At 70.2% G+C, this 14,937-nt stretch carries 10 protein-coding genes and 1 pseudogene; 8 read left to right on the top strand and 3 right to left on the bottom strand.

The window, feature by feature from the left end:
• From Uis4E_RS10835 to Uis4E_RS10845, 3 genes are all read left to right on the top strand, one after another.
• The coding region (locus tag Uis4E_RS10835; RefSeq protein ID WP_479855853.1) for a variant leucine-rich repeat-containing protein at positions 1-393 on the top strand (393 nt) is incomplete at its 5' end.
• Between the two features lie 14 nt (positions 394-407).
• A complete protein-coding gene (locus Uis4E_RS10840; RefSeq protein ID WP_101623174.1) occupies positions 408-4,016 on the top strand; it encodes a helicase in 3,609 nt (1,202 codons plus the stop codon).
• A complete protein-coding gene (locus Uis4E_RS10845; protein ID WP_034527155.1) occupies positions 4,013-4,213 on the top strand; it encodes a hypothetical protein in 201 nt (66 codons plus the stop codon). Before Uis4E_RS10840 ends, Uis4E_RS10845 begins: the two co-directional genes overlap by 4 nt.
• Positions 4,214-4,298: 85 nt before the next feature.
• On the opposite strand, the gene Uis4E_RS10850 is transcribed toward Uis4E_RS10845, so the two are convergent.
• The 3 genes from Uis4E_RS10850 to Uis4E_RS10860 all read right to left on the bottom strand — a co-directional run bounded on the left by Uis4E_RS10850 (position 4,299) and on the right by Uis4E_RS10860 (position 6,365).
• Positions 4,299-5,012 carry an SAF domain-containing protein gene (locus Uis4E_RS10850; RefSeq protein WP_165784964.1) on the bottom strand — a complete coding sequence of 238 codons (714 nt, stop codon included), beginning with the start codon at positions 5,010-5,012 and terminating at the stop codon, positions 4,299-4,301.
• A 249-nt stretch (positions 5,013-5,261) separates the two neighbouring features.
• Positions 5,262-5,447: an FmdB family zinc ribbon protein gene (locus Uis4E_RS10855; protein ID WP_101623176.1), complete on the bottom strand. Its 186-nt coding sequence runs from the start codon at positions 5,445-5,447 to the stop codon at positions 5,262-5,264.
• 186 nt (positions 5,448-5,633) lie between these two features.
• Positions 5,634-6,365, bottom strand: a complete 732-nt coding sequence (locus Uis4E_RS10860; RefSeq protein WP_101623177.1) for a 5-formyltetrahydrofolate cyclo-ligase — start codon at positions 6,363-6,365, stop codon at positions 5,634-5,636.
• A 79-nt stretch (positions 6,366-6,444) separates the two neighbouring features.
• On the opposite strand from Uis4E_RS10860, the pseudogene Uis4E_RS10865 reads away from it, so the two are divergent.
• From Uis4E_RS10865 to Uis4E_RS10885, 5 genes and pseudogenes are all read left to right on the top strand, one after another.
• A pseudogene (locus Uis4E_RS10865) lies at positions 6,445-7,107 on the top strand (GNAT family N-acetyltransferase); the annotation flags it as partial.
• Positions 7,108-7,238: 131 nt separating this feature from the next.
• Positions 7,239-8,702 carry a hypothetical protein gene (locus tag Uis4E_RS10870; protein ID WP_101623179.1) on the top strand — a complete coding sequence of 488 codons (1,464 nt, stop codon included), beginning with the start codon at positions 7,239-7,241 and terminating at the stop codon, positions 8,700-8,702.
• Positions 8,703-8,929: 227 nt separating this feature from the next.
• Positions 8,930-9,223 carry a co-chaperone GroES gene (groES, locus tag Uis4E_RS10875; RefSeq protein WP_034527158.1) on the top strand — a complete coding sequence of 98 codons (294 nt, stop codon included), beginning with the start codon at positions 8,930-8,932 and terminating at the stop codon, positions 9,221-9,223.
• A 376-nt stretch (positions 9,224-9,599) separates the two neighbouring features.
• Positions 9,600-10,550: an AAA family ATPase gene (locus Uis4E_RS10880; RefSeq protein WP_101623180.1), complete on the top strand. Its 951-nt coding sequence runs from the start codon at positions 9,600-9,602 to the stop codon at positions 10,548-10,550.
• 2 nt (positions 10,551-10,552) lie between these two features.
• On the top strand, positions 10,553-14,937 hold a 4,385-nt coding region (locus tag Uis4E_RS10885), incomplete at its 3' end, for a transglutaminaseTgpA domain-containing protein (RefSeq protein WP_165784965.1).

The following is a 14,937-nucleotide window of genomic DNA, read 5'->3' on the forward strand; positions in this document are numbered from 1 at the left end:
TTCACGCCGATGGGCGACGCGTCCGGCGCCGTCGCCGCCGACCCGACCGCCGTCGCCGCGGACGGGTTCGAGGATGACGCGACCGGCGTCTACACGCCCGCCTTCGAACCCGGATCCGTGTTCGACAAGGTCTCCAAAGGCGAATTCGACAAGCCGCAGACCCCGATGGTCGAAGTCGACGGCCTCACCTCCGAAGACGCGCGCCACACCACCGACATGACCCTCCAGTTCGAGATGGCCCGCCATCCGGAGCTGCTGCCCTTCCTCGCGATGAACCCGGCCCTGTACGACGACCTCTACGCCTGGCTCGCCGCGCAGGGCGACGCCGACATCGACGAGGCGCTCGCGCACAACGTGGGCTATCAGGACTATCGTGAAGCGACAGGAAAGTGAAGGAGAGCGGATCGATGAGCGCACAATCCACGAAGCCCACGCTCGACTGGCTCCGACAGTGGCATGACCAGTACAAGGCGTCGCTGGTGCCGTCCCCTCTGGAGGACATCAACCAGCTCGCCGCGCAGCTCGACCTGACGCACGCGCACCCGTCGGGCATCGCCCAGCTGTTCGCCTCCGGGCATGTCACGCTCGAATCGCTGTTCCGCGACAACGGCATGCTGCGCGCCGCCGAACGCCGTCTCGGCCGCGTACTCGACGACCGTTCCGCCAAGAAGCGCGTCAGCGGCGTCGCCGAACTGTCGCTCGTCGTCGGTGTCGCCACCTGGCACGGCAACGCCCGGCCCGTCCTGCTCTACCCGGTGCAGGCGGTCTCCTCCGAGACGCCCGGACAGTCGACGATCACGTTCACCGGCACCGTCGCGCTCAACGCGTCGTTCGTCGACGCGATGCACGAGGCCGGCGTCGACCTCGACGAGAACTACCTGTTCGACGGCTCCCGTTACGCGTCCGGCACGCCGGAGACCTCCGCCGTGTTCGCCGAGATCACGAAGCGCGCGAAGCAGGCGGTCGGCGACTTCAACATCGAACGTCACATCATCCTCGGCTGCTTCGTCGAACCGGCGGCGCAGATTCTCAGCGAGACGCAGCGGATCATCGACCAGCTGGGCGAAGGCCCCAGCGGCAACACGCTGCTCGACGCGCTCGCCGGCGACAAGGACGCGGCCGCGACCCTGCGCGGCGCGCCGATCCCCGACTACAGCCCGTTCGACGCCGACCCGCACAGCGAATACGAGATCGGCGACGTCGACAACACGGTGCGCTACGCCGCCCAGCTGGCCGCCTCCGGCCACAGCGTCGCCGTCGACGGCGCCGTCGGCAAGGACACGGTCGAGCAGGCCGCCGCTATCGCCACCCGATGCGTGATGAACGGCCGCACCGTGCTGTACGCGCCCGGCGTGGCCGAGCAGAAGCGCCGTTTCATGCAGGTCATGCGCGCCAACGAGACGTCCGGCATGGTGCTCGACATCGCCGACGAGCGTGCGAACGCCGACATCGACCGCCAGCTCATCACCGCCGTCGGATTCCAGTCCGGCGTGGCCACGCAGCATTTCGACCAGCTGGCCGACGAGCTCGTCGGCGTGCGCTCCCGTCTCACCCGGTATCTCGGCGACCTGCACGGGGTGAGCGAGAAGTGGGGCGTGTCCGCCTACCAGACCATCCAGAACCTGGCCGCGATCTCCGTCGCGCCCACGCACCCCGCGACCCACGTGCGCCTGTCCGAGAACACGGCGCGCCGCATCGCCGGGCACATCGACGAGTGGACGGCGAAGCTCGAACGTGCCGCCGAGGTCGGCGAATACACGATCGGCCCCGACGACACCGCCTGGTACAAGGCATCGCTCACCAGCGAGCAGGACGCGGTGGACGCCTACCAGCGCGTCGTCGACCTGCTGCAGAAGGTGCTGCCCGCCGTGCGCGAGCACGTCGCCGCCACCGTGCAGGCGTGCGGCTTCCCCGTGCCCACCACCGCGCGCGAATGGTCGCGCCAGATCATCGTCCTCAAGAACCTGAGGCGCGTGCTCGACGTGTTCCAGCCGGAGATCTTCGAACGCGACATCGACGCGATGATCGAGGCGACCAAGTCGAAGGCCGACCGCAAGGCGGAAGGCACGACGATGGGATTCTGGGAGCGCCGCCGCCACACGCGCGAGGCGAAATCCCTGCTGCGCGTCGGCGCGCAGGTCGAGGACCTGCACGCCGCGCTCGTCATCGTGAGGAAGCAGTCCGAGCAGTGGCGTTCGCTCGTCCCGCACGGCGGATGGCCGGTGCTGCCGCCCAAGCTCGACCAGATGATCACCGCTCAGGAGACCATGTCGCGCGACATGACCGCGCTCGACACGGTGCTCAACACGACGCCCAAGGGCGGCGAACTCGAATCCCGCGACTTCAACGAGGTGGAAAGCCGGCTCAAGGCCCTCTACGACGACCACAAGTCGCTCGACGACCTGCCCGAACGCTGCCGTCTCGAACAGGAGTTCCAGGCCGCCGGGCTCAACGACCTCGTCGCCGACTTCTCCAACCGCCACGTGCTGTCCGCCGCGGTGGGCGCCGAGCTCCAGCTCGCCTGGTGGACCACCGTGTTCGAGGACATCGTCCGCTCCTCGCCGATCATCTCCAATCAGGACGGCTCCGTGCTCGCCAACGCGACTGAACGCTTCGAACAGGTCGATGTCGAACACGTGCGCTCCATCGGCCCGATGGTCGCCCAGGAGTCGATGCGCCGCCTGTGCGACCTGCTGTTCGCCCGCACGCAGGAGGCGAACCTGCTGCACACGAAGCTCGCCGGTCGCGGGCACATGCCGCTCGACCGGATCCGCCGCGACCACGCGGAGATCCTCGCCGCCGCCAAGCCGATCCTCATGGCCACGCCGGACACGCTCGCCTCGCTCACCGAGCCGAAGCCGCTCGCCGACGTCGCCATCATCGACGCGTGCGCGCACATCCCCGCCATCCAACTGCTCAGCATCGTCGTGCGCGTCAGGCAGATCGTCGTCATCGCGCACCGCGGCACCGTCACCTGCCCGGGCCTGAAGCGTCTCATCGACGCGCTGCCCGTCGTCGAGGTGAAGTCGCATCCGGTGCGCCGTGCCCCGAGGCTCAGCGCCTTCCTCGAATCCGAAGGCTACGGCGCCGTCCGCTACGACGTGTGCACCGACGCCGCGCGCGGCCACATCGCCTACCACAAGGTCGAGGCGACCGGCACGCCCGTGTTCGCCACCGGACTGGTCGAATCCAGCCAGCAGGAGATCGACGAGGTGGTGCGGCTCATCACCGAGCGCGCCCGTTCGTTCACGATCGTGCCCGCCAGCTACCTGCTCACCGTGGTCTCGCTCACCGACGTGTTCCGCGTGCGGCTCGGCGCCGAACTCAAGGCGCTCGCCTCCAAGGACAAGTCGATGAACAGCTTCCTGCGCCACGTGCGCCTCGTCGGCATCCGCGAGGTGGCCGGCGCCCGCGCCACCGACGTGATCCTTTCGATGTGCTACGCGAAGACGTCGCATGGCCGCCTGCTCCAGCAGTTCGGCGCGTTGGAGGATCAGGGCGGCCGCGGCATGCTGCTCGACGCGCTCGCGCTCGCCGACCATCACGTCGACATCGTCGCCGCGTTCACCTCCGACGAGATGGAGGACGAGCGCATCCACACGCCCGGCGTGAAGCTCCTCAAGACGCTGCTGACGTGGGCGGAGCATCTGCCGGAGGAGCCGGCGCTGCCGTCCTGCCGCGAATCCGGCAAGAACACGCTGTTCAACGATCTCGCGGACCGCATCCGCGCCCGTGGGCTCGACGTCGCCATCGACTACGGCTACGACAACGGCCTGACCATCCCGATGGCCGTCGGACTCAAGGGCAAGCCGTTCGCGCTCGCCGTGCTCACCGACGACGCCGGCTACATGTCCATCCAGTCGACGCGCGAACGCCACCGCATGCTCGCCTCCGACCTGATGATGCTCGGCTGGTCGGTCGTGACCGTGTGGAGCGTCGGCTCGTTCGTCAACCCGGAGAAGGAAGTCGACCGCATCGTCGCCAAGGTCGGCGAGATCTACCGGGAGGTGCAATGAGCGAGTACTCGTCCACCCGCCGCACGCCGCGCAAGCACAAGCGCGTCGTGCGCGAGGGCACCGAACGGTTCGACGCCGACGGCGTCAAGCTGGAGCCTTCGGACATGATGACCGAACGCCAGCGCGAGGCCGACGACGACAAACGCATCCTGAACGAGCTGCCGCCGCACTGGGGCATCTTCAGCGAGAAGGGCTGAACGCGGGCCTGTGCCGCACGGATCCGGTTCCGTCGCGGTGACGGGACCGATGGGGTGACGGGGCGACGGGGCCATCGTCACCGCGTCACCGCGTCACCGCGACGATCGCGCCGAGTTCGGCCGACGCCATCACCCGCGCCGCCGCCTCGGGCGTCATCGCCATCGCGATGACCGACGTGCCGCCGCCGTTCTCGTCCCGTCGGGCGCGCGACATCACCAGCGCATCCCCGGCGAGCGTGCATGCCGGCTCGTCCGCGCCGGACTCCTCGCTTCCTGGCGTCGCGCCCGCCCCCGCGGCGGGGGCGTCGGTGCCGGCGTTTCCGGCTCCTCCGCCCTCCGCAACGGATGACGCGCAACCCGTGGCGGACACCAGCCGCACCGAGTCGCCGGCGACCAGCGTCGACGCGTCGTTCGCCACCGCCACCTCCAGCACCGTCCTGCCGGACGGCACGACCGGGGCATCCCGCGCGTTCGTCGGGAACAACGGCTGCCGCTCCTCCAGATCGGTCTGCGCGACGCGGCCGACCACGTCGTCCACATGCCCGAACGCGCCCGCGACGACGGGGGAGCGGGGCGTCTCCACCACGATCACGTCATCCGCGCCGATCACGTCGCCGCGCCGCAGCGCATGCGCGGCGACGACCACGTCCGTCGTGGCGACCAGCGCGTCCACCAGCAGCACGGACGCCACCGCGACGGCGATGACGCAGACGGCCGCGGCGAGGCGCGCCAGCCGCGCGCGGGCGCGACGGGCGGCGAGCGTGGGGCGTGTAAGCCTCGCCCAAGGCGGATCGGACATTCTCATACGTCCAGCGTCGGGCATCGGCGGCGGCATGCGCAAGCCGTACGGACGATGTGGACGGCGCTCTCATAAATCTTCACATCCTGTTCGAACGCCGCCGGGCTCTCCTGCCGCACATGATCCCCGGATACGACGAAGGCGGTGTGTCGGATGAAACCATCCGACACACCGCCTTTCCGCGACGCCCTCGCGACCTCGGTCATGCATCATCCGCCCCGCGCGGGGGATTCCGGCGGACGGCGAGACTCACTTCTTGCCGGAATCGGTGCGGTAGAAGCCGCTGCCCTTGAACTCGATCGGCACGGCGGAGAAGACCTTGCGCACCTGCTCCTCATGGCACTGGGGGCAGACGGTGATCGGCGCGTCGTCGAACGACTGGCGCTCGGTGAAATCGTAGCCACAGCTCTTGCAACGGTAATGATAGGTAGGCAACGTAATCCTCCAACGAAACGAATCCGACCCGGAACGCCGCGGCGTGACCGCCCGGCGGACGGCCCTCGGCCGCCCGCACGTCCCGGCTTATGCAACCGTTCATATCCTAATCGTCCGCGCGACACGTCCCGCCGGAAGCGAACGCCGTCTTCCATCATGCGGAACAGGCGGCGGAACGGTCGGCGCTCACACGAACATCGTCACGCCGTCCGGCGTGAGCGCGCCGTCCACCGGCAGGTCGTGCGGCTCGCGCGGCAGCGGCTCCGCATCCGCGTCCAACAGCTCCCACGGCCAGCACACGGCGACGACCGGCGCATCCGGCGCACGATGCTCCAGCGCACGGTCGTACCAGCCGCCGCCGCGGCCCAACCGCGTCCCCGACCGGTCCACCGCCAACGTGGGCACCACCACCAGCGACGCCTCGCCCAACGCCTCGGGCGGCAACGTCGCGACCTGCGGCTCGTCCGGACGAAGCCGGCCGGGCCCGGGCGCGTCCATCGCATGCAGATCGGCCAGACCACGCAGCTCGCCCCAGCCGACCTCCAATCCCGAGCCCAGCAGCGGCACCAGCACGCGCGCGCCCGCGTCGAGCATCGCCGCCAGCAGCGGCCGCAGCTCGACCTCCGACCCCATCGACACGTAGGCCGCCACCGTCACGCCGTCGAGCGCGGGTGCGGCCGTGCCGTCTTCGTCGTCATCGTCGCCGGTCAGCGTCTCGCGCACATCCGCCGGCCACGGCAGGTCGCGCATGCGGGCCGCCAGACGCGCGCCAGCCTCGGCGCGCTCGCCGGCCGGCACCGCCTTGCGCCGCGCAATCGCCTCATGGCGCAGCCGGCGCTTCCTCACGACGCGATCGGCATCCGGTGCCGTCGCATCCGCGGCCGCCTCGTCCACATGGTCGTCATGGTCGTCCGTCATCCGAGCGTCCTTTCCCGTATCCGATTCGTCGTTCGTCGAACGTCACCATACGCCGCCGGTTTTTCGCGCGCGTGGCACAATGGTGGGCGTGTCAGTATTCCAGACCCTCCGCCACGCGTTCGCACCGGCCGACCCGAACGCGATCCGCACGCCCGTCGTCCTTCACGCGCCGGCCGGGGCCGTGCCGATCACGCTGCGCACGATGACTATGGACGACGAGGACGCGTGGAGCGCGGTGCGGTGGGGCAACGAGGCGTGGCTCAAACCGTGGGAGTCCGGCGACCCGATGCACGGCCCCGGCATCACGTTCAACCAGTGGGTGGCCATCCAGCGACGCAACGAGGAGCGCGGCGCCGGCATCGTGTTCCTCATCGAACACCGCATGCGCATCGTCGGGCAGATCTCGATCGGCGCGGTCACCTACGGCGCGATGCGCACCGGCGTCGTCGGCTACTGGGTGGCGCAGGACGCCGCCGGGCACGGCATCGCGCCCACCGCGCTCGCCATGCTCGCCGACTGGGCGATCGGTGACCCGACCGGCCCGCGCCTGCACCGGCTGGAGATCGCGATCCTGCCGGAGAACACGCGCTCCCTCGCCGTGGTGCGCAAGGTGGGCGCACGATACGAGGGCCTGCGCGCGAACTACATGTACGTGGCGGGCGGATGGCGGTCGCACGAGACGTTCAGCCTGCTCGCCGAGGACATCGGCGCTGGGTTCGCCGCACGGCTGGTCGCGGCGGGCGGCGACGTGTCCGCGATAGCCGCTGCGGGCGGCGACGCCGCGTCCGCCACGCCGTCCGCGCCTACGCGGGCAATCGACACGCCGCGACGCAATGCGGACAATGTGACCACCGTCTCCTATTCTTGAGCATTATGGGTTACGAGCAGTTGAGCACGGTCATCGTGCTCGTCATCGTACTCATCGGAATCGTGGCATGGCTGCCGGTGCGCACGGCCAAGAGCATGCGGCACGTGGAGGAACATCGCGAGGATCGCTTCTCCTCGTCGCTGCACCTGGTCGACGAGCACAGCGGCACGCGGTTCAGCGATGAAGGCACCTACGCGAAAGGGGTTTTGATGCAGCCGAACGAGAGGCGCACGAACAAGCTCACCCCCGAGCGCATCGCCGAAGTGCGGCGATTGCGCCGGCGGGCGGTGCGACGTCGCCAGATTCTCGTCGTGTCGTTGCTGCTGGTCGCCATCGTCGTCGCCGCGATCGCCTTCCCGCTGCACTTCAACCCGTGGTTCGCGCTGATCCCCGTCGCCCTCGACATCGTCGTCCTGGTGCTGGGCGCGCGCGCCGCCGGACAGGCCCGCGAATGGGAGCGCAAGGTCGCCAAGGCCCGCGCCCGCGAACGCCGCTCGCGCATGGCGAAGACGCGCGCGCAGGCGAGGACCGTCGACGCGCAGACCGCCGCGGTGAAGGCCGAGGTCGAGGGCATGGCCCGTTCGGCCAAGGCGATGGCCGCCGCTCTGGCCGAGGAACCCGCGGACGCGGCCGCCCCGGCGAAAGGCGAGGAGGTGCCCACCGCCGAGATGGAACGTCGTGAGATCCGCCGCGTGCTGCGTCAGGCGGAGATCGAACAGCGTCAGGCGCTCGCCGCGCACGGCAAGCTCGACGCGCCCGACGTGCACGTGGTCGATGTGGCCGCGGCCCAGGCCGCCGCGCAGCCCCAGACCGCCGCTGCATCCGCCGCGCCGTCCGGCTCCGAAGCCGTGCAGGTCGTCTCCCGCGCCGAAGGGCCGCAGGCCGACGCTCCTTCGGCCGCGGCGAAGCCCGCCGATGACGCGAGCGCCCGCAGCGCCGCCGTCATCCCCGCCGACGCCACGACCGAGCTCGCCGAGGTCCGCCCCGCGAAGGCGCTCGACGCGTTCGACATGGCCATCGCCGCGCAGGATCTCATCTCGTTCTCGCTCGGCGAGCCGCGCAACGTGCATCAGGATCAGCCGGACGCGCCCGAAAGCCGCGAGATCAAGTCGACGAAGCAGGTCGCCAAGGCCGACCCGGTCGATGCCGACGAGGAGCGTCGTCTTGCCGGGGAGGCCCGGATGGAGACCAAGCCGGCCGGTACGCCGGCGGAACCGGAGCCCGCCTCCGCCGGCCCGGATCCGTCGTCCGGCGCCGCGGCGACCGACGACGCGTCCGGCATGTCCGGCACGTCCGACATGTCTGGCAACGACGGCAGCGTGATCGCCGCCATGCCGCAGAACGCGGGCGTCTCCGACGTCGCCGCGTTCCATGAGTCCGAGGAGCAGGCGCGGGTCGCCGTCCCCGCCGCGACCTCCGATTCGCTGGGCAACAACCTGCAGGCGATCCTCGACCGTCGCAGTTCCTGACCGTCCGTCGTTCCCGTGCCCTCTGCCGTGTCCGCAGAGGGCATTCGCGTATGCGCTCCCGCCGGTCGGACCCGTTTCTCTCACAGCGTTAGCACTCAAGTTGGCAGAGTGCTAAAAACCGCGCTACCATGTGAGGCAGTGCTTGGGATCGGTCAAGTGATCGTCAGCCTCTTGGGCGTTTCCGGCGCGAAGACATCGAACCTACAAGAAATACGAGGTGACCCACAGTGTCGATCAAGCTCACACCGCTGGAAGACAAGATCATCGTCAAGCAGGCCGAGGCCGAGACCCAGACCGCGTCCGGTCTGTACATCCCGGACAACGCCAAGGAGAAGCCGCAGCAGGGCGAAGTCCTCGCCGTCGGCCCGGGCCGTCGCGACGACAAGGGCGAGCGCATCCCGGTCGACGTCAAGGTCGGCGACAAGGTCCTGTACTCCAAGTACGGCGGCACCGAGGTGCACTACGAGGGTGAGGACTACCTCATCATCGGCGCCCGCGACGTGCTCGCCATCCTCGGCTGAGATCATTTCGCGTATGGCGATGCGCGCGCATCGCACGGATCGCATGGTGAAGCCCCGGCATATGCCGGGGCTTTCGCGTATCCGCCATTCCCTCCCCGCTCCCGCTGGCACGGTTCGGAACCCAGCGGAACTCTGATATCACCGCGCTCCCGCTGGCATGGTTCGGAACCCAGCGAAACTCTGATATCACCGCGCTCCCGCTGGCGGGAGCTGTCGAACGCAGTGAGACTGAGGGTGGTCCGACTCCCGCCATAAGAGGCCGGGATATCCTCCGCCCCGGAAGACGTGTGCGCTCAGCGCGTAACCATGGTTGAAGCCCCGCGGCCGCCGGCCGTACACTGGACGCGGATTCGAGCCCCGTCGAAGGAGCACAGCCATGAGCGACCCATCCGACATCCCCTCGCGCGTCGCCGCGACGTTGCGCGACGCGCTCGCCTGCCCGCCGGACGTCATCGAACTCGCCGTCATCACGTTCGTCGCCGGAGGCCACCTGCTGCTCGAAGACGTGCCCGGCGTCGGCAAGACCACGTTCGCCCGCGCGTTCGCCCGAGCCATCGACGGCGAGATCAGCCGCATCCAGTTCACCCCCGACATGCTGCCCGGCGACCTGACCGGCGTGAGCATCTGGTCGCAGGGCGAGAACCGGTTCGTCTTCCACCCCGGACCCCTGTTCGCGAACATCGTCATCGCCGACGAGATCAACCGCGCGAACCCGAAGACCCAATCCGCCATGCTCGAGGCGATGAACGAACGCCAGGTGAGCGTCGACGGCGAAACCCACCCGCTGCCCGACCCGTATTTCGTCATCGCCACACAGAACCCGATCGAATTGGAAGGCACCTACCCGCTGCCGGAAGCGCAGCTCGACCGGTTCATGACCTGCACCGCCTTCGGCTATCCGACCGCCGAAGCCGAGGCGCTGATGCTCACCGCCGACGACTGGTCGCATCCGCTCGACCGCGTGCGTCGCATCTGCTCCGCCGCGGCGGCTGCCGCCATCCGCCGCGAGGCGCGCACGGTGACGCTGGAACGCGCGGTGGCCGACTACATCGTCGCCATCGTGCAGGCCACGCGCGACCGCGGCGACGTGCGCTACGGCGCATCGCCGCGCGCCGGTCTCGCGCTCGCCGCAATGGCGCGCGCCCGCGCGTTCATCGACGGCCGGTCCTACGTGCTGCCCGACGACGTGCGCACGCTCGCCGTGCCCGTGCTCGCCCACCGTCTCGTACTCGACGTGGCGGGCATGGGGTATGTCGACGGCACGCTGGAACGGTCGCGCGCCGTCGTCGCCGACGTGGTGCGCGGCATCGCCGTACCGAGGGCGTGACCATGCGCCGTCACGGCCTGATCCGCCCCACGGTCCCCTGCCTGCTGCTGGCCATGTTCGGCGCGTTCGCCTGCTACGCGGGACTGCTGCTGGACGAGCGCACGCTCATGGCCATGGTCGTCATGGTCGCCGCGATGATTGTGCTGTCGCTGTCCGTCGCCGTGGCGCAGTGGGCGATGGCCGGGCGCGGGGGTGCGACGCTCACGGACGGGAACGCGGCGAGTCGGCCGTCGTCGCCGTGGCCGGTGCGGCTGCTGCGGCCGTCCGATGTGACGGGCATGGCGTTGTACGAGCGCGTCGACCAATACGGGAACGTCGTCGACTGTTGGACGGGGGCGCCGCCACGTGAACGCGGCCTGTACCGGCGGATCGGCACGCTGCTGCGCTGGAGATCGCCGTTCGGCCTGTTCGCGGTGCGACGGCGCATCGCCGCCGCGGGGGAGACGTTCGTGCTCCCCGACGCCCCGGACGTGGCCGCGCAGGGGGAGGGTGCCGCGGCGCCCGGCCGGCCTGCCGGACCGATGGAGGCGGAGGATTCGGGAACCGTGCGCGGCTACGAGCCGGGCGATCCGATTCGACGGATCGCATGGCGGCACAGCGCCCGACGAGGCAGGCTGATGACCCGCGAACGCGAGGGGGACGAACGGCCCACCGTGCTGCTGGTCGTGAACGTGGACGGGACGGACGGCGTGGACGCGAGGCGGCTCGACGGGGTGGCCGCCGCGTTGCGTCCGTATGCGAAGGCGCGTCGCGGTGTGGACGTGGCGGCCACTGACGGCGTGCATGTGGCCGAAGGGGAGCATGAGGTCCTGCGGTTCCTGGCCTCGATGCGGCCTGTCGGCGGGCGCGGCGATGATGCGGATGCCGGCTTCGGCCATGCACGGCAGGGCCATGCGGGCTGGAGCCATGTCGGCAGGAACCGCCGGGGCGTGGTTCCGGTCCTGAAACGGGTCTTCGGGCGAACGTGCATGGCTCTCGCCCGAATGTGCATGGTTCTCAGGCGTATGTGTATGGTTCGGGGCGCGACCTGCACGATTCCGCAGACAACGTGCAGCGTTTCCGTCGAAACCTGCACGGTGTCGGTGGGGAGCATCGTCCGTCGCCGTTCCGGCCCGGTGGAGGTGCTGGTCTGCGATGCCAGTGATTCCAACGGTTTGGCGGCTTCCCTGCGGCGCTCGCCCATCGGGGCCGCGGTGCGTGTACACGACCCCGCCCCGCAGGAACGGGTCGAAATCCTGCAGGAACGGGCCGGAACCTCGCACAAGCGCCCCGAACCCATGCAGGTTCACTCCCGAGCCCCACACAAACGCTCCGAAACCATGCAGGTTCGCCGCACCGACCGGCGTACGGCCTCCGGGGAAATCGACGGAACCCTCGGCGGAGTCCTCGGAGGCGCCGGCGAAGCCCTCGCAGGAGCCGACAGGACCCGCTGGATTCCCCGGATCGTCGCCTCGCTCGCCCTGCTGGCGTATTTCGGCGTCATGCTCAAGGCGCTCGCCGGCCTCGTGGAGCCCACGGGATGGTGGATATGGTTCGCCGCGGGAGCGTTCACCGCCACCGTCCTCGCCTCGGCCGTTCAAGGGCATTCCATTCGGGCGGAGCATCCGCTCTCGGCGGAGCCTCCCATCCGAGTAGGGCATCCGCTTCGTTCCGCCCTGATCCGCCTGCTCTGCTTCGCCATCGCGATGGGGGTCGCGGCCATGACGCTGATCGTGCTCCGATTGCGTGATGTCCCTGTCGCGGCGGCCGCCAACGGTTCGGCGGGCGCCGCGTCGGGAACGGTCGTTGGAACGGATGCGGTCCTGGGCAGTGGTTCCGCCGGCTATGCCGGCCTCCGGTCCCGTCTCGTCGCCGCGCTGTCCACCGGATTCGACCAGCTCGACCGCCAGTTGCCGCCCCTGCGCGTGGCACCCGCCTCCGACGTCCTGCTCATCGCCGTCATCGCCGTGGCGGTCGTCCTCATTCGAATCCTGCTTCTCTGGCGTCCGGCCGCCCCGCTGATCGCCGTCCTCCCCGTCGTCGCGCTCGCCGCCGACGCCGCGATGCTCGGCCATGTCGCCCCGTGGTGGGCGGTCGCCCTGCTCGCGTTCGCCTTCCCGATGAGCATGTGGGCGGCATCGGCGTCCCGCCCGCGTCTACGCGCCGATCCGGTGCCGGCCCCCTCGCCTGCAACGTCCGCAACGCCTGCAACGTCAGCGGCGTCCACCGCGTCCACCGCATCCGTGGCATCCATCGCATCCGCCGCGCTCGCCGCGTTCGCGGTCGTGGCCGTCACACTGGCCGGCACGCCCGCCGCGGAGACCCTCGCCTACCGGGTGCCGCTGTCGATCGGCGAGGGCGGCGGCATGTTCACGTCGAACACGGTCAGCCCGCTCATCGACCTGAAACGCAACATCGACGCCGGTTCGGATTCGGTCGTGCTCAGCTATTCCGCCGACCGCCGCCTGTATCTGAAGCTCAGCACGCTCGACGCGTTCGACGGCGACACCTGGGGCTACGACAACGGGCTCGCCATCGACGCCGGCCTGTACGGGTCGGGCATCCGCCTCGGCCGCGACGAGTCCGACGACCTCACGATGGAGCAGCGCCGCGGCGGCGACCCGCTCGGCATCTACACGTGGATGCTCGGCTACGCCGGCTATGGCGCGTCCGGTCTCGAATCCGGCGACGGCGCCCGGATCGACGAACACACGCTCGAACGCTACGAGGCGACCGCGAACGTGCGCATCGACACGTTGCGCTCCCGGTTCCTGCCGGTCCCCGGCATCGCCAGCGGGGCGAACAACGTCGGCTCCTCGTGGCTGCGCTACCGCGACGGAAGCCTGTACAACCGCACCGACGCCACCTCCGACGGCATGCAATACACGGTGACGGGCACATACGTCGACCCCATCACGTCGGACGCGGGCTTCTCGACGCTCGATCCGGTACGCGAGGTCGTCGCCGCGTTGGAGCGGCAGCGTGACGATTCGTCCGATCGGATCGCCGCATGGCTCCAGGCGCGTCGCACGATCGCCGACACGGGAGCGGGCGAGACGCGCGACGGGTTCGCCGTGGTCCGCGCCTCCATCGACGCCGACGGCGCCGTGCGCGGCCCCGACGGCACGCGCATCGGCCGGGTGAGCGCCTACAGCATGGCGTTCTCCGACGAGCAGGACAACGACCGCGTGTGGGGCGGCGGGACGACGACGCCGTCCGCGGGCCGGTACTCCCGCAGTCCCGTCCACATCGCCTTCGACCAGACGTTCGCGGACCGGTATGGCGCCGACGACGCCGGCATCGTCTACGGCTTCTCCGAGAACGGCGACGCCGCGACCCTCGTGATGCCCCTCACGGACGTGACCGCCGCCGGCGCCGGCGCCGACGGCGACGGCCGGTCCGGATCCGGCGCGTCGACCGTCTGGGCGCAGAACGCCATCACCGTCCTCTTCCAATCCGACACCACCATGTCCATCGTGGTGGAGACGGGATCCGCCGGCGACGACCGCGCCACGGCCCGCCGCATCCTCGCCATGGCCGACACCGCCGACGAGGAGGCCCACGCGAGCCGCTACACGTCCCTGCCGGAGTCGTTGCCGGCCAACGTGCGCGCCGTCGTCCGCCAGGCGCGCGCGGACGGCGTCGCCGCGAAGGCCGGGACCTACGACGAGCAGATGCGCGCCATGCGCTGGCTCGTCGGGTATTTCACCGACAAGGCCAACCGTTTCACGTATTCGCTGGACGCGCCGGACGGCGACGGCCGCTCCAACATGCAGGTCGTCGACGACTTCCTCGACCCCGACACCGGCCATGCCGGCTACTGCCAGCACTACGCCTCCGCGCTCGCCGTGCTCGGCCGTGCGATGGGCGTGCCGACGCGCATCGTGCTCGGCTACAACGCGGGCACGAACGCGCGCGGCGCCGACGGCTATTTCCCGGTGGCGTCGCGCCAGCTGCACGCGTGGGTCGAAGCGTATCTGGACGGCGTCGGCTGGGTGCCGTTCGACGTGACGCCGCCGAGCGAGGAGAACGGCACGCTGACCGCCGACGGCGCGACCGCCTCGTCGGACGCGTCGACCGCCGGCACCTCGGGCGCGCTGACCGGCGACGACGGATCCGCCATCACCGAATTCGACACGACGGAGAACGGGAACGCGTCCGCGCGGCGGAACGGTGCGGAGAGCAACACGGACGGGAAGACCGACGACACCGCCTCGCGTGACGGGGATACGGATCGTTCGTCCGCGGCGTCCGGTCCGCCCGTCTGGCTCGCACGGCCCGCGGCGTGGTTCATGGCGTTGCCGGTCCGGTGGCGTGTCGCGCTCGCCGGCGGCGTGGCCGCGGCGGCGCTCGTCGCGTGCGTGCTTGCGCCGCGTGCCGCGCGCGCATGGCGGCGTCGCCGGTGCGT

Source organism: Bifidobacterium parmae (assembly GCF_002860365.1).
GTDB lineage: Bacteria > Actinomycetota > Actinomycetes > Actinomycetales > Bifidobacteriaceae > Bifidobacterium > Bifidobacterium parmae.